The sequence below is a fragment of the Intrasporangium zincisolvens genome (assembly GCF_034724055.1).
GTDB lineage: Bacteria > Actinomycetota > Actinomycetes > Actinomycetales > Dermatophilaceae > Monashia > Monashia zincisolvens.
Genome location: NZ_JAWIIL010000001.1, coordinates 865,219 through 891,987 on the forward strand (window position 1 = coordinate 865,219; position 26,769 = coordinate 891,987).

The 26,769-nt window shown below is 73.2% G+C and carries 27 protein-coding genes and 1 pseudogene; 13 read left to right on the top strand and 15 right to left on the bottom strand.

What is annotated here, in order from left to right; genetic code table 11:
* Window positions 1-52: 52 nt before the first annotated feature.
* A complete protein-coding gene (locus RY076_RS03890) occupies window positions 53-1,267 on the top strand; it encodes a pyridoxal phosphate-dependent aminotransferase (RefSeq protein WP_323096279.1) in 1,215 nt (404 codons plus the stop codon).
* Window positions 1,268-1,295: 28 nt separating this feature from the next.
* Here RY076_RS03890 and RY076_RS03895 read toward each other — a convergent pair whose 3' ends face one another.
* Window positions 1,296-1,601, bottom strand: a complete 306-nt coding sequence (locus RY076_RS03895; RefSeq protein ID WP_323096280.1) for a hypothetical protein — start codon at window positions 1,599-1,601, stop codon at window positions 1,296-1,298.
* A gap of 15 nt (window positions 1,602-1,616) precedes the next feature.
* Between RY076_RS03895 and RY076_RS03900 the strand changes: the two genes are divergently transcribed.
* The 4 genes from RY076_RS03900 (at window position 1,617) to RY076_RS03915 (ending at window position 4,164) form a co-directional block, all read left to right on the top strand.
* Window positions 1,617-2,051: a hypothetical protein gene (locus RY076_RS03900; RefSeq protein WP_323096281.1), complete on the top strand. Its 435-nt coding sequence runs from the start codon at window positions 1,617-1,619 to the stop codon at window positions 2,049-2,051.
* 90 nt (window positions 2,052-2,141) lie between these two features.
* Complete coding sequence (locus RY076_RS03905) at window positions 2,142-2,516, top strand: YciI family protein (protein WP_323096282.1); 375 nt, start codon at window positions 2,142-2,144, stop codon at window positions 2,514-2,516.
* A gap of 101 nt (window positions 2,517-2,617) precedes the next feature.
* Entirely contained in the window at window positions 2,618-3,640 is a 1,023-nt protein-coding gene (locus tag RY076_RS03910; protein ID WP_323096283.1) for an LLM class flavin-dependent oxidoreductase, read from the top strand.
* 83 nt (window positions 3,641-3,723) lie between these two features.
* Complete coding sequence (locus RY076_RS03915) at window positions 3,724-4,164, top strand: OsmC family protein (RefSeq protein WP_323096284.1); 441 nt, start codon at window positions 3,724-3,726, stop codon at window positions 4,162-4,164.
* 27 nt (window positions 4,165-4,191) lie between these two features.
* On the opposite strand, the gene RY076_RS03920 is transcribed toward RY076_RS03915, so the two are convergent.
* The 6 genes from RY076_RS03920 to RY076_RS03945 all read right to left on the bottom strand — a co-directional run bounded on the left by RY076_RS03920 (window position 4,192) and on the right by RY076_RS03945 (window position 10,570).
* The gene (locus RY076_RS03920) at window positions 4,192-5,118 is read right to left on the bottom strand and encodes a helix-turn-helix transcriptional regulator (protein ID WP_323096285.1); all 927 of its coding nucleotides are present in this window, start codon (window positions 5,116-5,118) and stop codon (window positions 4,192-4,194) included.
* Between the two features lie 48 nt (window positions 5,119-5,166).
* Window positions 5,167-6,549 (bottom strand): L,D-transpeptidase family protein, encoded by a 1,383-nt coding sequence (locus RY076_RS03925; RefSeq protein ID WP_323096286.1) that lies wholly within the window; start codon window positions 6,547-6,549, stop codon window positions 5,167-5,169.
* A gap of 167 nt (window positions 6,550-6,716) precedes the next feature.
* A complete protein-coding gene (locus RY076_RS03930; protein WP_323096287.1) occupies window positions 6,717-7,559 on the bottom strand; it encodes a thioesterase family protein in 843 nt (280 codons plus the stop codon).
* 9 nt (window positions 7,560-7,568) lie between these two features.
* Window positions 7,569-8,240, bottom strand: a complete 672-nt coding sequence (locus RY076_RS03935; RefSeq protein ID WP_323096288.1) for a TetR/AcrR family transcriptional regulator — start codon at window positions 8,238-8,240, stop codon at window positions 7,569-7,571.
* Between the two features lie 156 nt (window positions 8,241-8,396).
* Window positions 8,397-9,503, bottom strand: a complete 1,107-nt coding sequence (locus RY076_RS03940) for a glycerophosphodiester phosphodiesterase family protein (RefSeq protein WP_323096289.1) — start codon at window positions 9,501-9,503, stop codon at window positions 8,397-8,399.
* Window positions 9,504-9,637: 134 nt separating this feature from the next.
* Window positions 9,638-10,570 (bottom strand): L-lactate dehydrogenase, encoded by a 933-nt coding sequence (locus tag RY076_RS03945; protein WP_323096391.1) that lies wholly within the window; start codon window positions 10,568-10,570, stop codon window positions 9,638-9,640.
* Between the two features lie 227 nt (window positions 10,571-10,797).
* Between RY076_RS03945 and RY076_RS03950 the strand changes: the two genes are divergently transcribed.
* Window positions 10,798-11,559, top strand: a complete 762-nt coding sequence (locus RY076_RS03950) for an NAD-dependent deacylase (protein WP_323096290.1) — start codon at window positions 10,798-10,800, stop codon at window positions 11,557-11,559.
* A gap of 34 nt (window positions 11,560-11,593) precedes the next feature.
* Here RY076_RS03950 and RY076_RS03955 read toward each other — a convergent pair whose 3' ends face one another.
* Complete coding sequence (locus RY076_RS03955; protein ID WP_323096291.1) at window positions 11,594-12,949, bottom strand: transaminase; 1,356 nt, start codon at window positions 12,947-12,949, stop codon at window positions 11,594-11,596.
* 149 nt (window positions 12,950-13,098) lie between these two features.
* Here RY076_RS03955 and RY076_RS03960 point away from each other — a divergent pair, with 149 nt between their 5' ends.
* Together RY076_RS03960 and RY076_RS03965 are read left to right on the top strand one after the other, a co-directional pair.
* Entirely contained in the window at window positions 13,099-14,484 is a 1,386-nt protein-coding gene (locus RY076_RS03960) for an NAD(P)/FAD-dependent oxidoreductase (RefSeq protein ID WP_323096292.1), read from the top strand.
* Window positions 14,485-14,654: 170 nt separating this feature from the next.
* On the top strand, window positions 14,655-15,350 hold the full coding sequence (locus RY076_RS03965) for a Type 1 glutamine amidotransferase-like domain-containing protein (RefSeq protein WP_323096293.1): 696 nt from the start codon (window positions 14,655-14,657) through the stop codon (window positions 15,348-15,350).
* Window positions 15,351-15,393: 43 nt separating this feature from the next.
* Here the strand turns inward: RY076_RS03965 and RY076_RS03970 are convergent, their stop codons facing one another.
* The 6 genes from RY076_RS03970 to RY076_RS03995 all read right to left on the bottom strand — a co-directional run bounded on the left by RY076_RS03970 (window position 15,394) and on the right by RY076_RS03995 (window position 19,152).
* Window positions 15,394-16,215: a 2-phosphosulfolactate phosphatase gene (locus tag RY076_RS03970; RefSeq protein WP_323096294.1), complete on the bottom strand. Its 822-nt coding sequence runs from the start codon at window positions 16,213-16,215 to the stop codon at window positions 15,394-15,396.
* Between the two features lie 10 nt (window positions 16,216-16,225).
* Window positions 16,226-16,414 (bottom strand): hypothetical protein, encoded by a 189-nt coding sequence (locus RY076_RS03975; RefSeq protein WP_323096295.1) that lies wholly within the window; start codon window positions 16,412-16,414, stop codon window positions 16,226-16,228.
* Window positions 16,415-16,506: 92 nt separating this feature from the next.
* Window positions 16,507-16,992: a CAP domain-containing protein gene (locus tag RY076_RS03980; RefSeq protein ID WP_323096296.1), complete on the bottom strand. Its 486-nt coding sequence runs from the start codon at window positions 16,990-16,992 to the stop codon at window positions 16,507-16,509.
* A 100-nt stretch (window positions 16,993-17,092) separates the two neighbouring features.
* A complete protein-coding gene (locus tag RY076_RS03985) occupies window positions 17,093-17,500 on the bottom strand; it encodes an MmcQ/YjbR family DNA-binding protein (protein ID WP_323096297.1) in 408 nt (135 codons plus the stop codon).
* A gap of 20 nt (window positions 17,501-17,520) precedes the next feature.
* Entirely contained in the window at window positions 17,521-18,240 is a 720-nt protein-coding gene (locus RY076_RS03990) for a DsbA family oxidoreductase (RefSeq protein ID WP_323096298.1), read from the bottom strand.
* Between the two features lie 66 nt (window positions 18,241-18,306).
* Window positions 18,307-19,152, bottom strand: coding sequence for an alpha/beta fold hydrolase (locus RY076_RS03995; RefSeq protein WP_323096299.1), 846 nt, complete (start codon window positions 19,150-19,152; stop codon window positions 18,307-18,309).
* Between the two features lie 118 nt (window positions 19,153-19,270).
* On the opposite strand from RY076_RS03995, the gene RY076_RS04000 reads away from it, so the two are divergent.
* On the top strand, window positions 19,271-20,965 hold the full coding sequence (locus tag RY076_RS04000) for an alpha/beta hydrolase (protein WP_323096300.1): 1,695 nt from the start codon (window positions 19,271-19,273) through the stop codon (window positions 20,963-20,965).
* 52 nt (window positions 20,966-21,017) lie between these two features.
* Here RY076_RS04000 and RY076_RS04005 read toward each other — a convergent pair.
* Window positions 21,018-21,934, bottom strand: a pseudogene (locus tag RY076_RS04005) (DUF3626 domain-containing protein).
* Between the two features lie 34 nt (window positions 21,935-21,968).
* Here RY076_RS04005 and RY076_RS04015 point away from each other — a divergent pair.
* The 4 genes from RY076_RS04015 to RY076_RS04030 all read left to right on the top strand — a co-directional run bounded on the left by RY076_RS04015 (window position 21,969) and on the right by RY076_RS04030 (window position 26,764).
* A complete protein-coding gene (locus tag RY076_RS04015; RefSeq protein ID WP_413785735.1) occupies window positions 21,969-23,273 on the top strand; it encodes a cation:proton antiporter in 1,305 nt (434 codons plus the stop codon).
* Between the two features lie 78 nt (window positions 23,274-23,351).
* Window positions 23,352-24,092 carry a dienelactone hydrolase family protein gene (locus tag RY076_RS04020; RefSeq protein WP_323096303.1) on the top strand — a complete coding sequence of 247 codons (741 nt, stop codon included), beginning with the start codon at window positions 23,352-23,354 and terminating at the stop codon, window positions 24,090-24,092.
* A gap of 82 nt (window positions 24,093-24,174) precedes the next feature.
* Window positions 24,175-25,917, top strand: a complete 1,743-nt coding sequence (locus RY076_RS04025; protein ID WP_323096304.1) for an alkaline phosphatase D family protein — start codon at window positions 24,175-24,177, stop codon at window positions 25,915-25,917.
* A 10-nt stretch (window positions 25,918-25,927) separates the two neighbouring features.
* The gene (locus tag RY076_RS04030) at window positions 25,928-26,764 is read left to right on the top strand and encodes a DUF4037 domain-containing protein (protein ID WP_323096305.1); all 837 of its coding nucleotides are present in this window, start codon (window positions 25,928-25,930) and stop codon (window positions 26,762-26,764) included.
* Window positions 26,765-26,769: the final 5 nt, after the last annotated feature.

The following is a 26,769-nucleotide window of genomic DNA, read 5'->3' on the forward strand; positions in this document are numbered from 1 at the left end:
CATGGTGGGAATCTCCCGGGAACGCGGCTGCGGCGGTGCCACCCTTGGTCGCATGCGCGCGGTGAGCCAGAGCAAGAAGCTGCAGGACGTCTGCTACGAGATCCGCGGTCCCGTGCTCGCCGAGGCCAAGCGCCTCGAGGAGGAGGGCCACCGCATCCTCAAGCTCAACATCGGCAACCCCGCCCCGTTCGGGTTCGAGGCGCCCGAGGACATCCTCGTCGACGTCATCCAGGAGCTGCCGCGCGCCCAGGGCTACAGCGACAGCAAGGGGATCCTTTCGGCGCGGCGGGCCATCGTGCAGCACTACGAGGTGCGCGAGTTCCCGCACCTCGGCGTCGAGGACATCTACCTCGGCAACGGCGTCAGCGAGCTCATCGTCATGGCGATGCAGGGCCTGCTCGACAACGGCGACGAGGTGCTGCTCCCGGCGCCCGACTACCCGCTGTGGACCGCGGCCACGAGCCTCGCCGGCGGCAAGCCCGTGCACTACGTCTGTGACGAGCAGGCCGGCTGGGCGCCCGACCTCGACGACATCCGCAGCAAGGTCACCGACCGCACCAAGGCGATCGTCGTCATCAACCCGAACAACCCCACCGGCGCCGTGTACCCGCGCGAGGTGCTCGAGGCCATCGTGCAGGTGGCGCGCGAGCGCGAGCTCATCGTCATGGCCGACGAGATCTACGACAAGATCCTCTACGACGGCGCCACCCACACCTCGATCGCCGGCCTCGCGCCCGACCTGCTGTGCCTGACGTTCAACGGGCTGTCCAAGGCCTACCGCGTCGCCGGGTTCCGCTCCGGGTGGCTGGCCATCACCGGCCCCAAGGAGCACGCCCGCAGCTACCTCGAGGGCCTCGACATCCTCGCCAACATGCGCCTGTGCGCCAACGTGCCGGCGCAGCACGCGATCCAGGTGGCGCTCGGCGGCTACCAGTCGATCAACGAGCTGATCCTGCCCGGGGGCCGCCTCCTCGAGCAGCGCAACGTCGCGTGGGAGATGCTCAACCAGATCAACGGCGTCTCGTGCACCAAGCCCGAGGGCGCGCTCTACCTCTTCCCGCGCCTCGACCCCAAGGTCCACGACATCCGCGACGACGAGCGGTTCGCCCTCGACCTGCTCCGCGAGCAGCACCTGCTCGTCGTGCACGGCACCGGCTTCAACTGGGGCACGCCCGACCACTTCCGGCTCGTCTTCCTGCCCCGGGTCGAGGACCTCGAGGACGCCGTCGGCCGGCTCGGCAAGTTCCTCTCGACGTACTCGCAGTGACGCGTCCGGTGCCGTCCTCCGGCACTGCTCAGGGCGAGGTGACCCACCACTTGAGCAGGAGCGCGAGGACGACGCCCCACAGGAGTGTCGTCAGCAGCCCGAGCCCGATGCCGAGGAGGGCGCGGCCGCGGCCGTTCGCCTCGCGCCGGGCCAGGCTCAGCCCGCCGAGGGCGAGCGCGAGCAGCTGCGGCACGAACAGGAACCCGACGACGACACCGGCCAGCCCGGCCGCCACCGACCCGGCCGCGAGGGGGGTGTCGGAGAACCGGCCGACCTGCGGAGCACCGGCACGCGTGCTGCCGCCGATGTCGTCGGGACGATCCGCGTCGCTCACGCGTTCAGGGTAACGATGGACACCGTGACCCGCCTGCGACGCCGCGCCCACCCCCTGCGCCCGACCGTCCTCGCCGTGGCGGCCGTCGCGACAGCGGCGACGCTCGCGGCGTGCGGCAGCGACGCGCCGACGCTGCAGGACCTGCCCTCCGACATCGCGACTGCACGTCCGAGCATCAGCGAGCCGGAGGCGCGCTTCGTCCTCGACGCCCGCAACCGCGGCGTCGACGTCACGGCCGCGACGCTCAGCGACGACCTCGAGACCGGCACCACGACGTGCTGGGCGCTGAAGAACGGTGGGGTGACCCTCAAGCAGATCGCCGTCGACGACGCGGGCAAGCCGCTCGGCAACACCGGCGACGCGCTGCGCACCAAGCAGCTCATGGCGGCGGGCGTCAACGCGTTCTGCCCCGACAACGGCGACCAGATCGTGCAGCTCGCCCTCCCGTGAGAAAAGTCGAGGATCGGTGTCGAACAGCCCGGTGGCCGTTCGACGCAGGCATGACAGGCAACGACCCGAAGAGCACGAGGAGAGACCGAGATGCCCCGATTCATGGGATTCGTCAGGATGGAAGAGGGCGTCGGCACGCCGCCCAAGGCGCTGTTCGACGCGATGGACGTCCACATCGGGGAGCGGGCCGCCAAGGGCGTGTTCCTCGACGGCGGCGGGCTGTACGGGACGGAGGACGCCGTGAACTTCGTCGTCCGCCGCGGTGAGGTGAGCCGCGTGGACGGGCCGTACGCCGAGTCCAAGGAGGTCGTCGGCGGCTGGGCGATCATGCAGTACGAGAGCCTCGAGGAGGCCGTCGCGGACCAGCGGGAGTTCGCCGAGCTGCACGCCAGGCACTGGCCCGAGGTCACGGTGGTCGCCACGCTGCGCCAGATCTCCGACGGCCCGGAGGCGCCCGCCGACTGACCCACGGCACGCGTGTCGTGCCGACGTCGGCCGGGTCGAGGTGGACGCGCGCGCTGCGGCGCGGCGGAATACCTCGACCCGGAGCGTCGGTTGGCACCCTCGTGAGCTCCTCCAGCACCAAGCCGACCGCCCAGCTGAACATCCTCGACCTCGTGCCCGTCGCCGACGGCGGCACCGCCGGCGAGGCGATCGCCGCGACCGTCGACATCGCACGCCACGCCGAGAAGTGGGGCTACGGGCGGTACTGGATGGCCGAGCACCACAACATGCGCGGCGTCGCGTCGAGCTCGACGGCGGTGCTCATCGGCCACGTCGCCGACCACACCGAGACCATCCGCGTCGGGGCCGGCGGCATCATGCTGCCCAACCACGCGCCGTACGTCGTCGCCGAGCAGTTCGGCACGCTCGCGACGATGCACCCCGGGCGCATCGACCTCGGGCTCGGGCGCGCCCCCGGCACCGACCCGTTCACGACCCGCGCCCTGCGCCGCAACGAGGCCGCCGCGATGAACTTCGCCGGCGAGGTCGAGGAGCTGCTCGGCTACCTCGGCGAGCCCGACCCCGACGCCAAGGTGCGGGCGGTGCCCGGCGAGGGCACCCAGGTGCCGGTGTGGATCCTCGGCTCGAGCCACGGCGGCGCCCAGGTGGCGGCCGCGCTCGGCCTGCCGTACTCCTTCGCCTCGCACTTCGCGCCCGCCGCGCTCATGAGCGCGCTCGAGGTGTACCGCTCGCGCTTCACGCCGTCGGTACTGCCGGGCGGGCTGGACGCGCCCCGCACCATGGCCGGGATGAACGTCATGGTCGCCGACACCCAGGCCGAGGCCGAGCGGCTCTACACCAGCGTCCTCGCCCGCTTCCACAGCATCGTCACCGGCCGTCGCGGCGGCGTGACCAAGCCGACCGGCGACATCGACACCCTTCTGTCGCGGTGGAGCCCGGCCGAGCGGCAGGCTGTCCTGGACATGACGCGCGTGTCGCTCGTCGGCACGCCCGACTCCGTGCGCGAGGGCCTGTCCGGCTTCGTCGAGGCCACCGGCGTCGACGAGGTGGTCGTCACGTGCGGCGCCTACGACCCGGAAGACCGGCTGCGCACCTACGAGCTGCTCGCCGACGCCTGGCTCTGACCGTCGCCTCGCCCAGCTCCACGACAGACGCGGCCCCGGACGCGGTCGCCTGCCACCCCACGACCTCTGAGAGGCTGCATCCCATGAGCGAGAGCAACACCGAGAGAAACCCCGACGACCTGCGTCGCGTCACCCTGACCCGCGACAGCGTCGGCCGCTACACGGTCCGCAACCAGCGCGGCGGCTCGATCACCGTCAGCTCGGGCACCGACGAGCTCTCGCCGGTCGAGCTGCTCCTCGCGGGCATCGCCGGCTGCACCGCCGTCGACGTCGACACCGTGACGACGCGACGGGCCGAGCCCGAGCAGTTCGAGGTCGAGGTGACCGCCGACAAGGTCAAGGACGAGAACGGCAACCACCTGCAGGACATCGAGGTGCGCTTCCGCGTCCGCTTCCCCGAGGGCGACGGCGGCGACGCCGCCCGCGAGATGCTGCCCAAGCTCGTCAAGCGCTCGCACGACGAGTGGTGCACCGTCAGTCGCACCGTCGAGCTCGGCAGCGAGGTCACGACGACCGTCGAGTGATGCCGCCCGGCGCGGGGTCGCGCGGGCTCAGCGTGACCTGACCTCGGCGTCGATCCACTCGATGGGGTCGCCCCACCCGAGCCGCCCGACGCCGTGCTTGTCGAGCGCGAGCACGGCCAGGGTTCGCCGGTGCGCGGCGAACGTCAGGACGTGCGCGACCATCGCGCCGTAGCTGCACACGTACGGCGGGTCGCTCGCGGCGTCGACGAAGACGTCGTCGAGCTGGCCCTTCTCGACGGCCTCGCGCACGTGGGTGACGAAGACCGGGGCCGCCTCGGCGAGCCGGCGCCGCGCCGACGTCAGCGACTCGTCGATCTCGACGGAGAAGTCGTACTCCTGGCTGGCCATCGTCGCGTTCCACATCGCCATCTGGCCGACGAGGCGGCTGATGATGCGGCGCAGCGTCGACGGGTCGGGGTCGTCCTCGACCGACAGGACGATCGGCTCGTCGAGCTGCTCGTCGGTCAGCTGTCCGGCGCACTCGACGATCTCGCCGACGAGCCACACGTGGTGCTCGACCATCTGCTGCAGGAGGTCCATGGCGGTGACCCTTCGCCGGGCCGGCAGGCGGATTCCCGCCGGCGGGTGGAAGTGGATGCCGTTGCCCGCCTCGACGCGGATCGCTCCCGGGCGCTCGCGCCACGCCGACGGCGCCTCGCCGTACGCGCGTCGGAACGCCCGGGTGAAGGCCTCGTGCGAGCCGTAGCCCGCCTCGACGGCGACGTCGAGGACGGAGCGTCGGCTCGCCGCGAGGCGGAAGGCGGCGCGCTCGAGGAGCACCCGGCGGCGCAGGGTCCTCGGCGCCTCGCCCGCCGCCGCACTGACGACCCGGTCGAGGTGGAACCGCGACAGGTGCAGCCGCGCCGCGAACTCCTCGCCCGTCAGGCCGGGCTCGTCGAGGGTGTCGACGAGCACGTCGAGCCAGGCGGCGAAGGTGTCGGTGGCGCTGCTCACGACGTGATCCTCACCCAGACCGCACCCACGCCGCCTGACCGCGATTGCTCAGTTGTAGACGACGACCTTGTCACCGACGCGCACCTTGAAGAAGAGGCTCTTGACCTGCGCGTGGTCGGCGATGTTGACGCACCCGTGGCTCGAGCTGGCGTAGCCGAGGCGCGCGAAGTTCGACGAGTAGTGCACGGCCTGGCCGCCGGAGAAGAACATCGAGTACGGCATCGGCGTGAAGTAGAGGTTCGAGATCACGTACTCGTACTTGCGCGAGACGCGGAAGGTGCCCTCCCGGGTCTCCCGCCCCGGGCCGCCGAAGCGGGCCCACATGACCATGAGCGGCTTGCCGTCGACGACCCACGTCAGCGTGCGGGTGTCCTTGCTGACGCACATGACGCGTCCGACGCGGCAGCGCGGGTCGAGCGAGCCGACCTTCGGCAGGATCGGGCGCAGCCCGGCCGCGAACCGGTGCTTGTCGAAGGTGCCGGGCACGTAGGTGACGGCGAGGAGCCGGGCCCACGTGCGCTGGTCGACGACCCCGGACTCCGCCAGCATCTGCACGCGCTGGAAGGCGAGGACCTTCTGGCCGAGCGTCCACCCGTAGACCCCCGACGCGGCGTACGGCCAGAGGCCCTTCGTGCCGAGCCGACGCTGCAGCTCGCGGACGTTGGCGGCCGGTGAGCCCGGGCCGAGCACCGTGACCGTGCGGGTCAGGGCGACGAGCCGGGCCCACGTACGCTGGTCGACGACCCCGGACTGCGGCAGGTTCTGCAGCCGCTGGAAGGCGAGGACCTTCTGGCCGAGCGTCCAGCCGTAGACGCCGGAGATCGCGTACGGCCAGTACGCGGAGCCGGCGAGGTGCAACCGCACCTGCAGGTCCTTGACCTTCCAGACGCCGCTGCCGGCGGAGACCGCCGTGGCGGTGCGGGTCAGGGCGACGAGCCGGGTCCACGTGGCCCGGTCGACGACGCCGTTGGCCGCCAGCCTCTGGTCGCGCTGGAAGGCGAGGACCTTCTGCCCGAGCGTCGAGCCGTACGTGCCGGAGACGGCGTAGGGCCAGTACGTCGAGCGCACGAGCCGCAGCCGCACCTGCAGGTCCTTGACCTTCCAGACGCCGCTGGCCGCCGACACGACCGCGACGGGCGGAGGAGGCGTGGTCGGCGGTGTGGTGGTCGGGGGAGGCGTGGTCGGCGGTGGTGTGGTGGTGGACGTCGTCGGCGGGGCTGTGGTCGTGCCGGTGCTGGTGTCGGTCGTCGTCGGGTCGGTCGAGCCCGCCCCCGAGGTGCCCGACGCGCTCGTCGACGTCGCAGGCGGCGTCGGTGTGCCGGTGGCGTCGTCGGCGCGGGCGACCGGAGCCGACACGACGATTGCCGTGACGACGGCGAGGGCGGCCGTGGCCCCCGCGATCCGAGTCCTGCCGAGGTCGAGCTGCCTCATGGTGTCCCCTGTCTGGTGCCCCGCGGCATCGCGGCGGCTGGATCGGCGCGAGCGCGCCCTTCATTGTGGCAGCGCGCACCGTTCTCGGCGCGCGCAACCACCCACCCTGACGCGTCGAGCGGGCAGAAGGTTGTCGCGACGTCGGAAGTCCTGTGGCGGAGCTGGTTTCAGCGTGCCGGCAGACGGCGCACCGTCAGCACCTGCTCGGCCCGCCCGACCGGTCCGGCGGCATCGTGCAGCGTCGTCGCGGTGAGGCCGAGGCCGGTCGTGCCCATGCTGACGCGGGTGTCGAACCCGACCCAGCCGTGCACCGGCTCGCGGAACAGGTGGATCGTGAGGTCGACGTTGGGGAACATCCACTCACGCGGCGACACGCGCACCGCGATGCCGTTGGCGGTGTCGACGAGGCGGATGAGATCCGTTGTGGGGGAGCAGGACTCGCCGTCGACCAGCGCGTTGTCGGTGCGGATCCACGTGCGCGTGCGGCCGGGGCGACGGGCCGGGTCGGTGCGGAACTCGAGGCCGCGGATGTAGCCACCCTCCCACGTGTCGATGCCCTCCCACGGCTCGAGCTCGTCGGGCCCGGGGATCGGGTCGAGCTCGACGCCGGCCACGTCGGTGGAGTCGTGCCGGGCCAGGCGCCAGGCCTCGGCGCGGACCACCGGCCGGTCGTCGACGCTGAGCACCGCCTCCACGAGCTCGATGGTGCGCCCCGGCCGTGTGGTGCGGACCTCGACGCGGCTCGGCCGCGCCGGGATCATCCCGAGGATGTCGTAGGAGACGCGGGCCAGCTGCATGCCCTCGCGAGGCTCGTGCCGGTCGATGGCGTGCGCGATGATCCCGCTGACCGGCGCCATGTGCTGCTCGTCCTCGCGCCAGGCGCCCTGGGTGTGGATCGTCGGCGCGTAGAGGTCGGGTCCGAGACGCGTGTAGAACGCCGGTGTCGTGCGGTCGAGGACGAAGGGCCGGTCGTCGGTCTGCTCGGTCTGCTGGGCGGTCTCGCTCGTCAAGCCCCCACCCTAGGAAGACGCGTCGGCGGGCTCGGTCGTCGGGTCGGTCGTGAGCCCGAGACCGAGGTCGACCATCGTCACGAGGCGGGGCGCCAGCTCGGCGATGGCGCTCGCGGGCAGGTCGCGCAGCGGCCCTTCGAGGGCGAGCATGGCCATGCCGTGCACGGCCGACCACGCGAGCAGCTCGGCTCCGGGGCGCTGCGCCTGCGACAGGACGCCGGTGTCGACCATGGCGTCGAGCGACTCGGCGAGCAGCTGGAAGGGGGTGCGCCCGGCGCGTCCGGCGGCCTCGGGCGAGGCGGCCCGGGACAGGTCGACGGGCACGGCGAAGGCCGTGCGGAACAGCCCGGGCTCGTCCATGGCGAAGCGGAGGTAGCCGACGCCGACGGCGCGGAACCGGGCCCGTGCCCGGGCCCCGGCGTCGGGGCCAAGGTCGGCCGCGTCCATCGTGTCGCTGATGACGTCCGCGGCACGGGCCTGGGCGAGGGACACGACGTGCCCAAGGAGCGCGTCGCGGTCGGCGAAGTGGCGATAGGCGGCGTTCGCCGAGACGCCCACCCGACGCGTCGCCTCACGGAGCACGACGGCGTCGGGCCCACCCTCCTGCGCGAGCTCGAGACCGGCGTCGAGGAGGGCGCGGCGCAGGTCCCCGTGGTGGTAGGTCGCCCGCGCGGTGCTCACCGCCCCATCATGGCCCGATCCGGTCGACGGTGCGGCGAGCATCCACGCAGCCGCGCGAGGCCCCCACCGACGACCGTTGGCGCACGCAGGTCGCCGACACGCCGTGCGGACGCCGCGACACGCCGGCGGGGACGCGGCGTCCCGTCAGGCGGCGGGTCAGGCGGCGGGGTAGGCCTTGGGCAGACGCATGCCGCGCTCGGCCATGAGGTCACGCAGCCGGTTCGGGTAGTCGGTGATGAGGCCGTCGACGCCGAGGTCGAGCAGCGCCGCCATCGTCGCCGGGTCGTCGCACGTCCACGGGATGACCTTGATGCCGCGGGCGTGCGCGTCGCGGATCATCGTCGCGTCGGGGTAGAACCGGAAGCCGGGGTCGCCGACCTTGCCGTTCTGGGGGAAGCCGTAGTTCGGCGACACCGCCGTGACGCCGTCGATCGAGGCCGCCGCCGCGACGAGGTCACCGCCGAAGTCGTCCGCGTCGATGCCGCCGAGCCACGGGGAGGCCCCCGGCTTGCCGACCTCGAGGAAGTCGTAGTTCGTCAGCGCGACGAGCGGCAGGCGAGGTGCGAGCCGGTGCATGGCCATGAGCGAGCCCCAGTCGAACGACTGGATCGTCACCTGCCGCTCGAGACCGGAGGCGTGGATCTCCTCCCAGACCCGGCGCACGAAGACGTCCCGCGGGGCGGTCTGCTCGGGCGCACCGGCCTCGACCTTCGTCTCGATGTTCATCATGACCTGGCCGGCGTGGTGGGTCTTGACGACGGCGAAGACGTCCTTGAGCTCGGCCATCTTCACGCCGTGCACGACCTCCTGCTCGGGGAAGCCGGGCAGCTGCTGGTAGCCGCAGTCGAGCGTCTTGATCTGGGCGAGGGTGAGGTCCTTGACGTACTTTCCGGCGTACGGGTAGAGCGGGTCACCGGGCGTCACCGGGCCCGTGTCGGCGCACTTGGTGCGGTTGACCTGGCGGTCGTGGGTGACGACCACCTTGAGGTCCTTGGTCACCTGGGTGTCGAGCTCGAGGGTGCTGACGCCGAGCTCGAGCGCCTTGGCGAAGGCCTGCGGCGTCTCCTCGGTGGTGAGGCCGATGCCGCCGCGGTGCGCCTGCAGGTCGAACTGCGTCTTCTGGGGCGGCACCGGACCGGGCTTCGCCGCGCCGCCGGTGTCGGCGGAGGCGGAGATGGCGGCGACGGGCGCGAGTGCGGTGGCGGTCGTGAGGCACGCCGCTGCCAGGGCGCGCAGCGTGGTCGTCCGGGTGGTGGGTCGCATCGGGGCTCCTGGGGGTGGGGGATGCCGGGCGGTCCGACCCCACGACGCTAGGAGCGCTCCGACGTCATCGCGCGTCGGGAGCGTGACGATGCGTTGAACGCTCGGCGACCGCCGGGCCCCGGGGACCGAACCCCTCAGAAGCCGAAGCGTCGGGCCGTCGCCCGGACCGCCTCGGCGGAGCGGCGCAGCCCGGCCAGCTCGGCGTCGGTCATCGGCACCTCGACGCGGTCGCCGACGCCGCCGGCGTGGACGATCGCCGGCACGGACAGGCACACGTCGCTGATGCCGAGGTAGTCGGTGAGGCGGCTCGACACCGGCAGGATGCGTCGCTCGTCGTTGAGGAGGGCCTCGACGACGCGGGTCGCGGCCAGCCCGATGGCGTAGTTCGTGGCCCCCTTGCCCTCGATGATCCGGTACGCCGACTGCACGACGTCCTCGGCGATGCGGTCGCGAGCCGTCTCGTCGAGGGCCGGTCGGCCGTCGGGCCCGGGCCACGACAGCAACGGCACCGAGCCGACGCTCGCCGAGGACCACAGCGGCAGCTCGGAGTCCCCGTGCTCGCCGACGACGTACGCGTGCACGCTCTGGGCCGCGACGCCGAGGTGCTCGGCGAGGAGGAACCGCAGCCGCGACGAGTCGAGCACCGTGCCCGAGCCGAAGAGCTGCGTGTCGGGCAGCCCGGACACCTGCAGGGCCGCCCACGTGACGACGTCGACGGGGTTGGTCACCATGACGTGCACGGCATCCGGGGCGACCTCGACGAGCCGGGGCAGCAGCGAGCGGACGATGCCGATCGTCGACTCCGCGAGGTCGAGCCGCGACTGGCCCGGCTTCTGCTTCGCCCCTGCCGTGAACACGACGACGTCGCAGTCGGCGAGCACGGCGACGTCGTCGGAGCCGACGACGTGCGCCATCGGCACGAACTGGATGCCGTGGCTGAGGTCGAGCGCCTCGGCCTGCACCTTCTTGGCGTCGATGTCGAAGAGCGCGACGGTGTGCGCGGTGCCGCGCATCAGGGCCGCGTAGGCGAGCGTGGCGCCCACGGCGCCGGCGCCGACGATGCCCAGACGCGTCGTGCGGCGCGCGGCGGGTGCCGGGGCCGATGCCGAGGCAGGCGCGGGAGCGGACGGGGTGGTCGGGGTGGGGGACGGCGGCGTCGTGCTCAACGGGACTCCATGGATCGGCGGCTGATCGGCGGCTGGTCGGCGATGCGTGGGTGGGGCGTCCCTCGCAAGGCTAGCCACGGCAGCCCGGGCCGTCAGGCGGTGCGCGCGGACTGTGCGACGCTGTCCGCATGGTGGTTGCACCCGAGGTCGTCGACGCTGTCCGAGGGGCCCATCGCCTCGCGGTCGTCACCGGCGCGGGCATGTCGGCCGAGAGCGGCGTGCCGACCTTCCGCGACGCCCAGACCGGCCTGTGGGAGCAGTACGAGGCCGAGGACCTCGCCACCGTCGAGGCGTGGGAGCGCGACCCGGCGTTCGTCTGGGCCTGGTACCTGTGGCGCTTCGAGCGAGTGCGGCACGTCGAGCCGAACGCCGGTCATCTGGCCGTCGCGGCGCTCACTGGGGTGCCCGGCGTCGAGGCCGTCACGGTCGTGACGCAGAACGTCGACGACCTGCACGAGCGCGGTGGCAGCGTCGACGTCGTACACCTGCACGGGGCGCTGTCGAGCTTCCGCTGCGCGTCGTGCGGCGCACCGTACGACGCGCCGGTTGCCTTGCCGCACAGCGAGACCGAGCGCATCGACCCGCCGAGGTGCGATGCGTGCGGCGGGCTCGTTCGCCCCGGCGTCGTGTGGTTCGGCGAGATGTTGCCGCAGGACGCCTGGGAGCGCGGGCTGGCGGCCGTCGAGGCGGCCGACGTCGTGCTCGTCGTGGGCACGTCGGGCATCGTGCACCCGGCCGCGGGCCTGCCGGTCGTGGCCCGCGGCGCCGGCGCGGTCGTCGTCGAGGTCAACCCGCGCGACACCGACGTGTCGGACGTCGCGCACCACCGTGTCCGCGAGACCGCGGCCGTCGCGCTGCCGGCCCTCGTGGAGGCGCTGCTGCGCGGCTAGCCCGACGCCTTTCGGTCGCGGACGTCCTTGCGGCTCAGGCGAAGAGCTCCTCGAGGCAGGCCCGGAACATCGTCGTGTGCGCCTCGACGTCGGCCGCCGTCGTGTCGGGGCACATGAGGGCCATGTTGTGGAACGGGGTCAGCAGGATGCCGCGGTTGAGCGCGTAGAGGTGCAGGTACTGCTGCAGCTCGAAGTCGTCGGAGTCGTGCGCCTCCTGGCCGTTGCGCGACGGCTGCCCCGAGAAGTTGTACTCGGCCCGGGCGCCGAGGCGCGTCACGTGCCAGTCGGCGCCGACCGCGTCGATGCCGGCCTGTACGCCGTCGGCCCACGCGTCGGCGAGCGGCACCATGTGCTCGAAAGCCGCCGGCGTCATGACCTGCTCGAGCGTCGCCTTCATCGCGGCCATCGACAGCCCGTTGCCGGCGAGCGTGCCGCCGATGCCGCCCACGTCGATGTCCTCGAGGTCGACGGACCGGGCGATGCGGTCGGCGATGTCCTGCGTGAATCCGAAGGTGCCACAGGGGATCCCGCCCCCGATCGACTTGCCGATGACGAGCAGGTCGGGCTGGAGGCCGTGCGCCCCGGTGTAGCCGCCGGGACCCGCGCAGATCGTGTGCGTCTCGTCGTTGATGAGCAGCGCCCCGTACTTCGTCGCGAGCTCGCGCACGCCGGCGTTGTAGCCGTCGTCGGGCAGCACGATGCCGATGTTCGTCAGCGCCGGCTCGACGAGGATCGCCGCGACGTCACCGTGCGAGAGCGCCTTCTCGAGGGCGTCGAGGTCGTTGAACTCGACGACGCGCGTCGTCTCTGCGGTGTCGACCGGGGCGCCGATGTTGTGCCGGCGGTCGACAGTCGTGCCGCCCTCGCCGATCGTCGCGAAGGCCTCGTCGACCGACCCGTGGTAGCAGAAGTTGTGCACCACGACCTTCGACCGGCCGGTCAGGTGGCGCGCATAGCGGATGGCGTGCCGGTTGGCGTCGGTGGCCGTCAGGGTGAACTGCCAGTACGTCAGCCCGAAGCGGTCGGCCAGGTTGCCCGAGACGGCGATGGCGTCCTCGGTCGGCAGCATCGTCGTGATGCCGCGCGCGAGCTGTCGGGTCACGGCCTCGACGGTGGGGGCCGGCGAGTGGCCCATCATCGCGCCGGTGTCGCCGAGGCAGAGGTCGACGTGGTCGATGCCGTCGACGCACGTGAAGTGGGCGCCCGCCGCGTGGTCGACGAACACGGGGTGGTCGCCGGGCCACTTGACCATCCAGCTCATCGGGACGCCGCCGGGCATGTGCGCCCGGGCCCGCTCGGCCAGCTCGCGGGACCGGGGGCGGGCTGCGGTGAACGACTCGCGCTCGCGCGCGTGGAGGTCGGCGAGGCGGGCGCGGTCGACGGTGCTCATGTCGGCATGATGCCGTGTCGGGCGATTCTACGGAAGGGGTGGTCAGGATCAGGCATACCTACGGAATCCGTAGGTGTTGGAACCTGATTCCAATGAGATGGGCCCTCGGGAGAGGTTGCGCGAACAGGTCGCCGTGGCATGATCCCGGCATGCTACCGAGCGGTTACCGGGGCCTGAGCCTGTGGCACGACACGTGCGACGACGACTTCACGCCGCGCCCGTCCCTGCCCGGCGACGTCGACGTCGACGTCGCCGTCGTCGGGGCGGGCTACACGGGGCTGTGGACCGCCTACCACCTCGTGCGTGCCGACCCGTCGCTGCGCGTCGCCGTGCTCGAGAAGGAGGTGGCCGGCTTCGGGGCGTCGGGCCGCAACGGCGGCTGGTGCTCGGCCCTCTTCCCGGCCTCGCTGCACCGGATGGCCACCGAGCGCGGCCGCGACGCCGCGGTGCGGATGCAGCGCCGGATGTACGACACGGTCGCCGATGTGGGCCGGATCGCCGCCGAGGAGGACATCGACTGCCACTTCGAGCAGGGCGGCTACGTGTCGGTGGCCCGCAACCCTGCCCAGCTCGAACGCGTGCGGGCCGAGGTGGCCGAGAGCCGCGAGTGGGGCTTCGGCGACGACGACCTGCGCCTGCTCGACGTGCACGAGGTGTCCGACCACGTCCGCGTCGGCGACGCGCTCGGCGGTGCCTGGACCCCGCACTGCGCGGCGCTGCACCCGGCCCGGCTCGTGCGCGGGCTCGCCCGGGCCGTCGAACGACGCGGCGCTGTCGTGCACGAGCAGACGCCGGCCACCGCGGTCGGCGCCCACCGCGTCGTCACGCCGCACGGGACGGTGCGCGCCGAGCACGTGGTGCTCGCCACCGAGGGGTACACCCCGACCGTCGCCGGGCGTCGCCGCGCCATCGCCCCGGTCTACTCGCTCATGACCGCCACCGAGCCGCTGCCCGACGACGTCTGGGACCACATCGGGCTCGAGCGGCGCGTCACCTTCGCCGACAACCGGCACCTGACGATCTACGGCCAGCGCACCCGTGACGGCCGGATCGCCTTCGGCGGCAGGGGTGCTCCCTACCACTACGCGTCGAAGGTGTCGCCGCTGTACGACCGCGACGACCGCGTGCACGCCCGCCTGCGGACCATCCTCACCGAGCTGTTCCCGGCGCTGGCCGGCGTCGCGTTCACCCACTCCTGGGGCGGCAACCTCGGGGTGCCGCGCGACTGGTTCCCGTCGGTGCGCCACGACCGGCACACCGGGCTCGCGTTCGCCGGCGGCTACGTCGGCGACGGCGTCGCCACCTCGGCTCTCGCCGGCCGCACGCTCGCCGCGATGATCCGCGGCGAGGACCCCGAGGACCTCACGAGCCTGCCGTGGGCCGGGCGCACCTCTCGCAACTGGGAGCCGGAGCCGCTCCGGTGGCTCGGTGTCAACGCGGTCACGGCCCTCATGACCTCCGCCGACTGGTCCGAGCGTCGCACCGGGCGCCCGTCGCGGGCCGCGTCGGTCTTCTGGACCGCTCTGGGCCAGTAGGGGCCCGTGTCCGAGCGCTGATGGCGCGTGTGGTGTCGACCGTCCTCGGGGGCGCCGCCCGCCCCACGGCGCGACCCGATGCCCCATCCTTGGTCGGGACCCTGTCGCAGTCGCCCCCTGTCGTTCGTGGTCCCAGTGACCGCACACACCGAGACCCGGAGGCCAGACACATGAAGCTGCTGCTGACCGACAGTGGAGTCACCAACCCGAGCATCCACGCGGCCCTCGTCGGCATGCTGGACCAGCCCATCGCCGAGTCGCGGGCCCTGTGCATCCCCACGGCCATGTACGGGCACCCCATGGGAGGGCCGGGCACCAAGGCCTGGCAGTTCATCAGCGGGACGTCCGAGAACCCCATGGTCGGCCTGGGATGGAAGTCCGTCGGGGTGCTGGAGCTCACTGCGCTGCCCAGCATCGGCGCCGACCGCTGGGTGCCCGTCGTCGAAGAGGCGGACGTGCTGCTGGTCGCGGGCGGGGACGTGCTCTACCTGGCCCACTGGATGCGGGAGTCGGGGCTGACCGACCTGCTGCCGTCGCTGGACCGGTCGGTGTGGGTGGGGCTGAGTGCTGGAAGCATGGTGATGACCCCCGAGGTGGGCGAGGACTTCATCCAGTGGAGGCCACCGACCGGCGATGTCAGCACCCTGGGGCTCGTCGACTTCTCGATCTTCCCGCACGTCGCTCCCGAGGGGATGCCGGGCAACACCATGGCCGAGGCGGAGAGCTGGATCCAGGGCATCTCCGGACCCGCATACGTCACCGACGGGCAGACGGCCATCGCCGTCGTCGAGGGCGAGGTCGAGGTCGTCTCCGAAGGGTCGTGGCGGCTGATGACCCGTGACGGTGCCGCCGGCGGTGGGCGGTGAGCGGCAGGCATCGGCCTGCCAGGAGGGCGCTCGTCGCCCCGGATCAGGCGGCGACGAAGACGCCGTCGCGCAGCACCGGTACGACCTCCGACGCGTCGAGCTCGGCGGCCACGACGACGTCGTCGGCATAGCCCTTCGCCTCGAGCTCTCGCCCGCTCGAGCAGGCGTGCAGGTCGGCGGCGACCGACTCGACCGACCCCGCCACCGCGTCCCACGCGGCGACCGCGACCCGCGCCTCGGGGCTGAGCAGCAGGGGACCGGCGCGGTGCTCGAGGAGGCGCGCGAACGCGTCGGCCACCGCGCCGACGCCCCAGAGGTCCTCGACCGCCGGGCGCAGCGAGTCGTCGGGCCACCGCTCACCGGCCGGCACGAGGAGCACGACGGGCGGCCGGTTCGGGCTCGCCGTGAACCGGCCCGCGAGGTGGCGGGCCACCGCGGTGCGGTTGCGCAGGCATGCGGCGACGACCTCCGCCCCGGCCTCGGCGAGCCCGGCACAGACCGTCGAGCCGTTGGGGGAGGGAAGGACGAGATCGGTCAGGCCCTCCGCGGTGCGGATCGACCTGGGGGACAGGCTCACCCGGCCCGACGCGTCTCCGTCCGGCTCCACCGGTCCGCGCGGCTGCGCGAGCACGGCACCGTGCGCCTCCGCGAACGCCGCGGCCGACGCGTCCCTCCAGCGGTAGGGCCGCACGCGCACCCCTCGGTCGACGCCGACCGACACGCACGTCGTGAAGCTGAGCACGTCGGCCACGACCGCCACGACCTGCGAGCCGGCGTCGCGCGCGTGCCGCGCCAGGGCGACCGACGCGTCGGGGCCCCATTCGAGGCGCACGAGGTGACGGTCCTGGCTGTGCCATGCGTCCATGGCGGCCACGCTAGCCGGACGCGGCGGGCGCGGCGGGTGCGGACGTGGTCGTCGGCGTGGGAGGTGGGAAGCGCGGCAGGTCCTCGTCGATCGAGCGTTTGAGCGCGAGCAGACCACCGGTGACGAGCAGCACGGAGGCCACGAGGGTCACGACGACGGCCCGCCGACGTGACGGCTCCTGGCCGGTGTCATCAGCCACCCGCAGACCTTTCGACGCATGTGCCGCCCACGGCGCGTGGCGGACGGAGCCACACCCTACGGCCGCGCGAGGCCCGGTGGGGGTCGGATGGGTCAGCCGCCGAAGTCCTGCGTCCAGTAGACGCCGTAGGGTCCGCCGGTGGCGACGCCGATGCCGATGGCGGTGTAGCGGCAGTCGAGGATGTTGGCGCGGTGGCCCGGGCTCTTCATCCACGCGGTCATGACGGCGCTCGGCGTGCGGTAGCCGGCGGCGATGTTCTCCCCGAGGCGCCGGCCGGTGTAGCCCTGGGCGCGGATCCGGGTGACGAACGTGCGGCCGTCGAGGCTCGTGTGCGAGAAGTACCCTCGCTTGGCCATGTCGACCGAGTGCCCGAGCGCCGCGCGCTGCAGGCGCAGGTCGACGCGGAGGGCGCGGCAGCCGGCCTTGGCGCGCTGGGCGTTCACGAGCGTCAGGACCTGCTGGGCGGGCGTCGGGGTGGCGGCGCCCGATGCCGCGGCGGTGCCGACGACTCCCGACGCGGCGAGCGCGAGGGCTGCTGCGGCGGTGGCGATCCGGGCGGTGAAGGGGCGAGGACGCATCGGTGCACCTTTTCTGGCTTTTGTCCGTTTTCTGACCTCACGGTAGACCGCGCGGAGCGACCGCGGGCCCGAATCGGCGGAACGCGCGGGTGCGGAGCGGTCAGGACGCGTCGAGCCGGGCGACGAGCCGCGCCGGCGCGGTGCGCCGGTAGGAGGCGTCGACGAGCTCGCCGACCTCGTCCCAGTCGACGCCCTCGACGCCGTCTCGGTGGCGCAGGTCGAGCATGAGCCAGCCGTACGGACCGTAGTAGCCGGGCACGACGAACCGCTCGTCCTCGAGCAGCGCGAGCCGGTCGGTCTCCTCGGGCAGGACCAGGAGGGCCTGGCGGAAGGGCTCAGGGTCGTGGTCGCCCTTGACCACCCCGCCGTAGACGGCGAAGACCTTGCGGGTGAAGAAGTTGGGACGGCCGTGCGAGACCTTCTCGTCGGCACCGGGCAGCGCGAGGCAGATGGTGCGCAGCCGGGTCAGGTACGGGTCGGCGTCCTCGTACATCGTCGGGTGGGCCATGGACCCACCGTAGGCGCCGGTCAGCGCCCGCAGACGCCTCCGCAGCCGCCGGCTCCGCAGCCACCCCCGCAGCCGGCGCCGGCAGTGACCGGTTCCCGGGTGTCGTCGCGGTGCTCCCACGCCGTGCGCAGGGCCTCGGCGAAGACCTCGACCGGCTGCGCCCCGGAGACCCCGTAGCGGCGGTCGAGGACGAAGAAGGGGACCGACTCGATGCCGAGCATCTTGGCCGTGGCCTCGTCGCTGCGCACGTGGTTGCCGTAGTCGTCGGAGTCGAGCATGGTGCGGACCGCGTCGGGGTCCAGGCCGATCTCGGCCGCGAGGCGCACCAGGGTGTCGCGGTCACCGACGGCGAGGCCGTCGGTGAAGTAGGCCCGCATGAGCCGCTCGTGCGCGGCATCGGCGAGGCCATGCTCTGCGGCGAGGTGCACGACCCGGTGGGCGTCGAAGGTGTTGCCGTACCGGGCCTGCTCCCAGTTGAACTCGAGCCCGACGCCGGCGGCGGCCGCGGCGAGCGAACGGTGCTGCTCGACGGCCTGCTCGCGGGAGATGCCGTACTTGGCGGCGACGAGGTCGACGAGCGGCGCGTCGGACACCGGCTCGGCGCCGCGGTCCAGCTCGAAGCTGTGCCAGCGCACCGTCACCTCGTCGGCGTGCTCGAAACCGGCGAGCGCCTCCTCGAGCCGGCGCTTGCCGACGTAGCAGAACGGGCACACGATGTCCTGCCAGATGTCGATCTCCACGGTCGTGCAACCTACCCCGGCGACGGTCTCTTCCCCGCATCGCGCGCGTGGTCGCCGGCGGGCACGTCAGGCGCCGGACGCCCGGGCGACGCTGCGCACGACCGCGGCGGCGCACTCGGCCGCGCGCGTCTCGGGCAGCCAGTGGCCGGCCTCGAGCTCGACGAGCTCGTACGGGGCCTCGACGTGCTCGACGGTGAGGCGCGCGGCGTCGGGGCCGAGGAACGGGTCCTCGCGGCCCCAGACGTAGGTCGTCGGCACCCGGACCCGGTGGGCGGGCACGGTCGAGCGACGCGCGGCCCGGTACCAGTCGATGGGGCCGGCGATGGCGGCCGGCGTGCCGAGCAGCCGGGCGTAGCGCTGGCAGTCCTCCTCGGGCAGCCCGCTGCGGCGCATCAGCGCCTCGAAGCGTCGGGCCATGACCTGCTCGGGCAGCCTCGGCAGCTGGAAGGCGGCCATGTACCAGGAGCGGCGCCGCTGGTCCCAGCCACCGCGCCAGGCGCGCCCGAGCGCGGCCGGGTGAGGGGTCGACAGGGCCGTCAGCGAGGCGACGCGCCCGGCGTGGTTGGCGGCGAGCAGCCACGCGATGGCGCCGCCCCAGTCGTGCCCGACGACGTGGACGCGCTCGCGGCCCGACGCGTCGACGAGCGCGAGCACGTCGGCGACGAGCTCCTCGAGGCGGTAGGCGTCGACACCCGTGGGGCGCGCGCCGGGGGAGTACCCGCGCTGGTCCGGGGCGAGGGTGCGCAGGCCGGCCTGGTGCAGCAGGGGCGCAACCGCCCGCCAGCTCGTGCGGTCGGTCGGGAAGCCGTGCAGGAGGACGACGACCTCGCCACCGAGCGGCCCGGTGTCGTCGACGTCGAACCGCAGGCCGTCGCGGGCGAAGGTGCTGATGCGCTGGTCGTCGCGGCTCACCCGCCCATCCTGCCCCGTGTGCCTCGTGTGCCTCGTGTGCCCCCGCGCATCCCGACTCAGGGACGGGTCAGGGACAAACCCGAGGCGGGGCGGCCCACCCGCGAAATACGCTGGAACCGTGCCCGACGCCACCCGTGACCTGCGACTGGGCCGCCGGTGGTGGCACCTGTCCCGCACCGGCCTGCTCTTCGGCGCCGCGTACTTCCTCATCTCGATGTCGCCGAGCCTGCTGCCGCGCACCTGGTACTACCAGGGGCTCATCAGCGGGCTCTGCGCGTCGGTCGGCTACGCGCTCGGTGTCCTCGTCGCGTGGGTCGTGCGCTCCCTCGCGCGGCTCATCGACCTGCGCGTGCACGTCAGCGGCGAGGCCCGGCACTGGATCCGCGTCGCGGCCCCGGTGTTCGGGGCCGTCGCCGTCATCGGCATCACCGTGGCCAACGTGCGCTCGCAGGCCCGCACCGCGGCCGTCGTGCGCCTCGAGCCGCTCGACCCCCTCGACTGGGCGCTCGCCCTCGCGCTCGCGGCCGCCATCGCGGTGCTGTTCCTGCTCGTCGCCCGCGGCCTGCGCGGCATGACGCGCGGCCTGGCCGAGGCCGCCGGGCACGTGCTGCCCAAGGCCGTGGCGTCGATGATCGCCGTCGTCGTCGTGGCCACGGCCACCGCGTGGGTCACCGACAGCGTCCTGTTCCACCGCGGCCTCGACGCGTTCGCCGCCGTGGCCGCCAAGGTCAACGCGGAGGCGCCCTCGAACCGCCCCGCGCCGCGCTCGACGCTGATGTCCGGAGGCCCGGGGTCGTACGAGTCGTACGCCAGCCTCGGCTACCAGGGGCAGATGTTCGTCACGAGCGCACCCACGCCACAGGAGATCTCGGCGGCGACGGGACGCGACGCCGTCGAGCCGATCCGCGTCTACGCCGGGCGCACCGGCGACCGCACCATCGACGACGTCGCCGACGCCGTGGTGCGCGAGCTGCGGCGCACCGGGGCCTTCGACCGCAAGGTCCTGGCCGTCATCACGACCACCGGCACCGGGTGGGTCGATGACTGGTCGGCCCAGTCCATCGAGTACCTGAGCAACGGCGACTCCGCCATCGCCGCGATGCAGTACTCGTTCCTGCCGAGCGCGCTCGCCATCCTCACCGACCGCGACACTCCCCGGGCGGCCGGCACGGCCCTGTTCGACAAGGTCTACGCGGTGTGGAAGACCCTCCCCGAGGGGCACCGGCCGCAGCTCGTCGTGGGCGGCGAGTCGCTCGGGTCCTACGGCGGCCAGGGGGCCTTCCGCGACGAGGCCGACATGCTCGCGCGGGCCCAGGGCGGGGTGTGGGTCGGCACGCCGAGCTTCACCGGCATCGCCGCGAGCCTCACGGCCCGGCGCAACGAGGGCTCGCCCGAGATCGTCCCCGTCGTCGACGACGGCCTGCACGTGCGCTTCGCGGCGAGCGGCGACCAGCTGACCCACGACTACTACGGGCGTCCGTACGGCGCGTGGGACTTCCCGCGGTTCGTCTACGCCCAGCACCCGTCCGACCCCGTCGTGTGGTGGAACCCCGCCCTGCTCGGCGAGCAGCCCGACTGGCTGCGCGAGCCGCGCGGGCGTGACGTCAACCCGGACGTCACGTGGATACCGTTCGCCACCTTCTGGCAGCTGACCACCGACATGGCGGTCGGCCACGACCCGCCCGACGGGTTCGGGCACCGCTACGGCGCCGAGCTCGTGCCGGCCTGGGGGTCGGTGCTCGGCGGGTCGCCGACCGACGACTACTCCCGCCTCATCGCGGGCATCCAGAAGACCGTCAACCGCGTGGCCTGACCTGGCGTCATCCTCACGCACTGCTCCCACCACGGGAGCAGTGCGCGAGGGCTCACGGGGCGGGGTGGCCCGGGCTGCCGAGGCCGAAGCGCGCGAGGTGGTGCCAGACGCGCTTGAGCGTCTGCGGGTCGTGCTCGCCCGTCGCGGCGGCTTCGCCCACGACGCGCGGCGTCAGGACGCCGTCGACGGCGACGCGCTCGCCGAGCGCGACCACGTCGGGCCCGCGGTAGTCCGGGTGGGCCCGCAGCACCTCGACCGGCAGCCGGTAGCCGACGTGCCACTCGACGGGCACGCCGAGCCGGCCCGCGTCGTCCTCGACGAGGGTGCCGCGGAACGACGGGTCGAGCACCAGGGCCTCGACATCGTCGCGCACGTCGAGGACGCCGTGGACGTGGGCCTCGACGTAGTCGTCGAGCAGGTCGTAGCCGCCCGACGCCGCGGCCTCGGCGAGCGCGAACGCGTCGGCCGTGCCGAACAGCGTGGGCTCGAAGACGCTGTCGGGGAAGCAGAACGTCGTGCGGTCGAGGGTGTGCGGGGCCAGCCGCAGGTGGCTCGAGCCGAAACGCGGGGCGGCGCCGTTCGGGCGACGGTGCAGGTCGAGGGCCCCATACCGGGGCCGGAGCGCGTGGTGCGCCGCGTCGTACGCGCCGCCGAACATCCGGCTCTCCCAGCGCCACCGGTCCCGCCCGGGTGCGCCGTCAGGCCGCCGTTGCTCGTGCGCGTCTCGAACTGCGACCGGTACACGCCGTCGTCGGCGAGCCGGGCCAGCACGGTGCGACCGTGGGTGACGCCCTCGAGCCGCTCCGGGTGGAAGTTGAGGGTGACGCGCAGCGTCGGGTCGAGCGGGGCGCCGGCTGCCCGGGCGCCGACGTGGGCGACCGCCCGGCGCACGGCGTCCGGCAGGGCAGGACGGTCCACGCGGTGCTGCCTCCTCGGGCGCGTCGAGCTGGGCTGGGGCCACTGTGTCACGACCGAGGTGCCACGAGGTGCGACGATGCGTCGTGTGTCGGCGAGCGCGGTCTACCTCATCCTCGGGCTCGCCCTGCTGCTCGCTGCGGTGCTGCCCACGGCCCTCGAGCGGTACGCCGTGTCGGCGCCCATGGTCCTGCTGGCGCTCGGGGCCGTCATCGGGCTGCTGCCGCTGCCCCAGGGCCTCGTCCTCGACCCCGTCCACATCCGCGCCCAGGTCGAGCACGTCACCGAGCTGACCGTCCTCGTCGCCCTCATGGGCGTGGGCCTCGCGCTCGACCGGCCGCTCAGCCTGCGCGACCGCGCCACGTGGCGCCGCTGGTCGCCGACGTGGCGGCTGCTCGTCGTCGCGATGCCGGTGACGATCGCGGCGGTGGCGCTGCTCGGGTGGGGGCTCGGCGTCGCGGCGCCGGCCGCGCTCCTGCTGGGCGCGGCCCTGTCGCCGACCGACCCGGTGCTCGCCGGCGACGTGCAGGTCGGCGGACCGCACGTCGACGCCGACGCCGAGGGGCTCGAGGAGGTCGACGAGGCCGACGAGGTGCGCTTCGCGCTGACGTCGGAGGCCGGTCTCAACGACGGCCTGGCGTTCCCGTTCGTGCACGCCGCGGTCTTCCTCGCCGCCCTCGGTCCGGTCGGTGGCTGGATCGGCGGCTGGGTGGCGTGGGACCTGCTCGGCAAGCTGGCGATCGGCGTCGCGATCGGCATGGGCGTCGGCTGGCTGCTCGCGAAGGTGGCGTTCCGCTCGCCGCGGCGCTCGCTGCGCCTGGCCGAGCAGGGCGAGCCGCTGCTCGCCATCGCGGCCCTCGTCGCGACCTACGGGCTGAGCGAGGTGGTTGGGGGCTACGGGTTCGTCGCGGTCTTCGCCTGCGGCATGACGATCAGGGCGGCCGAGCGCGGTCACGAGTACCACCGGGCGATGCACGAGGTCGTCTCCCGCCTCGAACGGCTGCTCACGCTCGTCGTCCTCATGCTCCTCGGCATGGGGATGACGAACGGGATGCTGTCGGCCCTCGACTGGCGGGGCGCCGTCGTCGCCGTCGCGATCGTCCTCGTCGTCCGCCCGGTCGCGGGCTGGCTCGCCCTGTCGGTGCGGCCCCGACGCGTCGACGAGCCGGGCGGCCTCGAACCGGCCGAGCGGCGGGCGGCCGCCTTCTTCGGGGTCCGCGGTATCGGCACCCTCTACTACCTCGCGTGGGCGGCCGGCGAGCACGCCTTCCCCGAGGAGCGCTGGCTCTGGGCCACCGTCGCGGCGACGATCGCCCTGTCGGTCCTCGTCCACGGCGTCCTCGCGACGCCCGTGCTGCGCCGCCTCGAGGCGCGTCGGGAGGCGCGGAGCTGACGCGTCGGGCCAGGTCGTCGTGTCCACTCGCACGATCGGACCTCCCCAGCGCCCAGCCGCGCCTGATAGGACGGGCCCATGGGCACGATGACCGAGTTCCCCGAGCACGAGCTGTCCGCCTACCGCGCCGACCCCGAGGGTGACCCGCGCGGCGCGGTCGTCGTCGTCCAGGAGATCTGGGGCCTGACCGACCACATCACCGGCGTCGCCGACCGGTTCGCCGCCGAGGGGTACGTCGCCGTGGCCCCCGACCTGCTGGCGCACGTCGGCCTGACGGCCGAGATCGGCAGCCGCATCTTCGCGCTCAACAACAGCGCGAGCGAGCAGGAGCGCCTCGCCGCCCAGCCGCAGCTGCGGGAGGCCACGACGCCGGCCCGGCAGCCGGAGTTCGCGGCGTGGGCCGTGCCGGCGCTGCGCGCCGTCGTCGACGCCCTCGCGGGCGAGCCGGGCATCGACGGACGCGTCGGCGTCGTCGGGTTCTGCTTCGGCGGCACGTACGCCTTCGCGCTCGCGGCCGCCGACGAGCGCGTCCGGGCGGCCGTCCCCTTCTACGGCACCTTCCCCGAGCAGGCCGACCCGGCGACGATTGCCTGCCCGGTGCTCGCCCTGTACGGCGAGGACGACCACCGGATCACCGACGGGGTGCCCGACCTCGAGGCGCGCATGGACGAGGCGGGCGTCGACTTCACGGCGCGCGTCTACCACGGCGTGGGTCACGCGTTCTTCAACGACGACGCGCCGTCGCGCTACAACGCCGACGTCGCCGCCGACGCCTGGCAGCGCACCCTGGCCTTCCTCGCCGAGCACGTGGGCCGCTGAGCCTCGCCGGCCGCCGGGACGCACAGGGATCTCCTAGGCTCTTCCGGCCCGTCGGAGTCCGGCAGCGGGTAAGCCTGTCTGCATGAGCCCCTCCTCGAGCGAGAAGATCGAACCCGCACCGAGCGCCCCGACGGAGTCGGGCACCCTCGACCCCGCGTCCCCGCTCGTGCTCGGGCCGATGCTGCGCTTCGCCGGCGAGACCGAGGCGACGGTGTGGGTCGAGACCGCCGGGCGCGCGACCGTCACGGTGCGGGCGGCCGACCGCGAGTGGTCGGCGCCGACCTTCGTCGTCAAGGGGCACCACTACGCCCTCGTCATCGTCGACGGCCTCGAGGCGGGTGGCTCGTGGACGTACACCGTCGACGTCGACGATGCCCGGGTGTGGCCGCCGGACGACGGCCGGTTCCCCGCGCCGCGGATCCGGACCATCGACCGCTCCCGCCCGACGCGCCTGCTCTTCGGGTCGTGCCGCACGAGCGTGCCCCACGACGCCGAGGGCAACGCGTCCAACGGCGTCGACGCGCTCCGCACGCTCGCGCTCGCGCTCGCAGAGGGCACCGAGGAGTGGCCCGACCTCGTCGCCTTCCTCGGCGACCAGGTGTACGCCGACGAGACGTCGGAGGCGATGCAGGAGTTCATCTCCTCGCGGCGCTCGCTGGAGGAGCCTCCGGGAGAGGAGATCAAGGACTACGAGGAGTACTGCCACCTCTACCGCCTCGCCTGGTCGGACGAGGCGAACCGCTGGTTCTTCTCCACCGTGTCCAGCTGCATGATCTTCGACGACCACGACATCCGCGACGACTGGAACACCTCCTGGTCCTGGCACGAGGAGATCAACCGCACGCCGTGGTGGCACGAGCGGCTCATGGGCGGCCTCGCGTCGTACTGGGTGTACCAGCACATCGGCAACCTCTCGCCGGCCCAGCTCGCCGAGGACGAGATCTACGCGGCCGTCCTCGCGGCCGACGCGTTCGGCGGGGAGGAGCTCGACGTCACCGAGCCGCTCTTCGACCTCGTCCGACGCGTCGACCGGCACCCCGAGGTGTACCGCTGGAGCTACCGGCGCGACCTCGGCGACTCGCGCCTCGTCGTCGTCGACTCCCGGGCGGCACGCGTCCTCGAGCCGGAGCGCCGCTCGATGCTCGACGCCGACGAGGAGAGCTGGCTCGACGAGCAGCTGACCGGCGACGTCGACCACCTGCTCATCGGCACGTCGCTGCCCTTCCTCCTACCGCCGGGCCTGCACGACTTCGAGGCCATCGACGAGGTCCTCGCGAGCAGCGGCGCGCACAACCGCGTCGTGGCCGGGCTCGCCGAGAAGAGCCGCCAGACGATCGACCTCGAGCACTGGGCGGCCTTCAACGACGGGTTCGTCGAGGTGTTCGACATGGTCATGGACGTCGCGCGCGGCAACCGCGGCCGGGCGCCCGGCTCGATCACCTTCCTGTCCGGCGACGTGCACAACTCCTACGTCGCCGAGGTGGTCGACGCCGGGCAGTACGGCGCACGGTCGCGCATCGTGCAGGCCGTGTGCTCGCCGATCCGCAACCCGATGCCGCGGGGCATCCGCGTCATGATGTCGCTGTTCGCGCGCGGGCTGGTGCGACCGATGCGGTTCCTCGCCGACCGCTCCAAGCGCGTGCCCGACCCGAAGTACCCGTGGCGGGTCACCGACGGTCCGTGGTTCGACAACTGCCTCGCCGAGGTGACCGTCCAGGGCCGCGACCTCGCGATCGTCTGGCGCGGCGGGGTCGTGCGCGAGGGCGACGACGCGCACCCGCAGATCACGACGGTGGGCAGCGTCCGCCTGCCGGCCCGCACCTGAGGGGTCGGGCGTGGTCGACGAGGTGGCCCGGCGCGTCGCCATCGCGCAGCGAGCCGTTCGGGCGTGGACCGCGAACCCGGACGTCGCCGCCGCGCTCGTTGCCGGGTCGGTGGCGCGCGGCCGGGCAGACGCTCTGTCCGACATCGAGCTCGACGTGTACTGGCGGCGACCCCCGACCGCCGCCGACCGGCGTGCGGGCGTCGAGGACGCGGGGTTCACCCGCGTCTACGCCGAGGAGGACGAGCACGAGTGGGCCGACGGCGTCATGGTCGACGGCGTCAAGATCGACGTCAGCGGCTTCCTGACGACGACGATCGACGCCTACCTCGACCGGGCGCTCGCCGGCGACACCGAGGCCGAGCTGCAGGTGCGGACCACCGCGGTGCTCGACGGCATCCCGCTGCACGGCCACGACGTCATCGACGCGTGGCGGGCCCGTCTCGCCGCCTACCCCGAGGCCCTCGCCGTGGCCCTCGTCGAGCAGGGCCTCGACCTCCGCTCGCGCGAGCGGCTCGAGATGCTCGCCGAGCGCGACGACGTCTTCCTGCTGCACCGCGACCTGGTCGACGACGTGCAGGGCGTGCTCGACGCGCTGTTCGGCCTCAACCGGGTCTGGATGCCGCACCCGTTCCACAAGTGGCTCGACTGGGAGGAGAGCCTGCTCGCACACCGGCCCGAGCGCCTCGCCGAGCGCATCCGGGCCCTGCTCGTCGCACCGCCGCACGAGGCCGTCGAGCTCGTGGCCAGCCTCGTCGACGACACGTACCGCCTTGCGGCACAGCACGTCCCGGCCGCCGACCTCGCGCCGCTGCGGGCGGCCTTCGAGCTGCGTCGCGTCACCGACTGACGCCG

Bases quoted from the DNA above. Each gene is read 5' to 3' on its own strand.
- RY076_RS03890 (WP_323096279.1), top strand. From the start codon at position 53: ATGCGCGCGGTGAGCCAGAGCAAGAAGCTGCAGGACGTCTGCTACGAG.
- RY076_RS03900 (WP_323096281.1), top strand. From the start codon at position 1,617: ATGGACACCGTGACCCGCCTGCGACGCCGCGCCCACCCCCTGCGCCCG.
- RY076_RS03905 (WP_323096282.1), top strand. From the start codon at position 2,142: ATGCCCCGATTCATGGGATTCGTCAGGATGGAAGAGGGCGTCGGCACG.
- RY076_RS03915 (WP_323096284.1), top strand. From the start codon at position 3,724: ATGAGCGAGAGCAACACCGAGAGAAACCCCGACGACCTGCGTCGCGTC.
- RY076_RS03925 (WP_323096286.1), bottom strand. From the start codon at position 6,549: ATGAGGCAGCTCGACCTCGGCAGGACTCGGATCGCGGGGGCCACGGCC.
- RY076_RS03940 (WP_323096289.1), bottom strand. From the start codon at position 9,503: ATGCGACCCACCACCCGGACGACCACGCTGCGCGCCCTGGCAGCGGCG.
- RY076_RS03950 (WP_323096290.1), top strand. From the start codon at position 10,798: ATGGTGGTTGCACCCGAGGTCGTCGACGCTGTCCGAGGGGCCCATCGC.
- RY076_RS03955 (WP_323096291.1), bottom strand. From the start codon at position 12,949: ATGAGCACCGTCGACCGCGCCCGCCTCGCCGACCTCCACGCGCGCGAG.
- RY076_RS03960 (WP_323096292.1), top strand. From the start codon at position 13,099: ATGCTACCGAGCGGTTACCGGGGCCTGAGCCTGTGGCACGACACGTGC.
- RY076_RS03965 (WP_323096293.1), top strand. From the start codon at position 14,655: ATGAAGCTGCTGCTGACCGACAGTGGAGTCACCAACCCGAGCATCCAC.
- RY076_RS03970 (WP_323096294.1), bottom strand. From the start codon at position 16,215: ATGGACGCATGGCACAGCCAGGACCGTCACCTCGTGCGCCTCGAATGG.
- RY076_RS03980 (WP_323096296.1), bottom strand. From the start codon at position 16,992: ATGCGTCCTCGCCCCTTCACCGCCCGGATCGCCACCGCCGCAGCAGCC.
- RY076_RS03985 (WP_323096297.1), bottom strand. From the start codon at position 17,500: ATGGCCCACCCGACGATGTACGAGGACGCCGACCCGTACCTGACCCGG.
- RY076_RS04020 (WP_323096303.1), top strand. From the start codon at position 23,352: ATGGGCACGATGACCGAGTTCCCCGAGCACGAGCTGTCCGCCTACCGC.
- RY076_RS04025 (WP_323096304.1), top strand. From the start codon at position 24,175: ATGAGCCCCTCCTCGAGCGAGAAGATCGAACCCGCACCGAGCGCCCCG.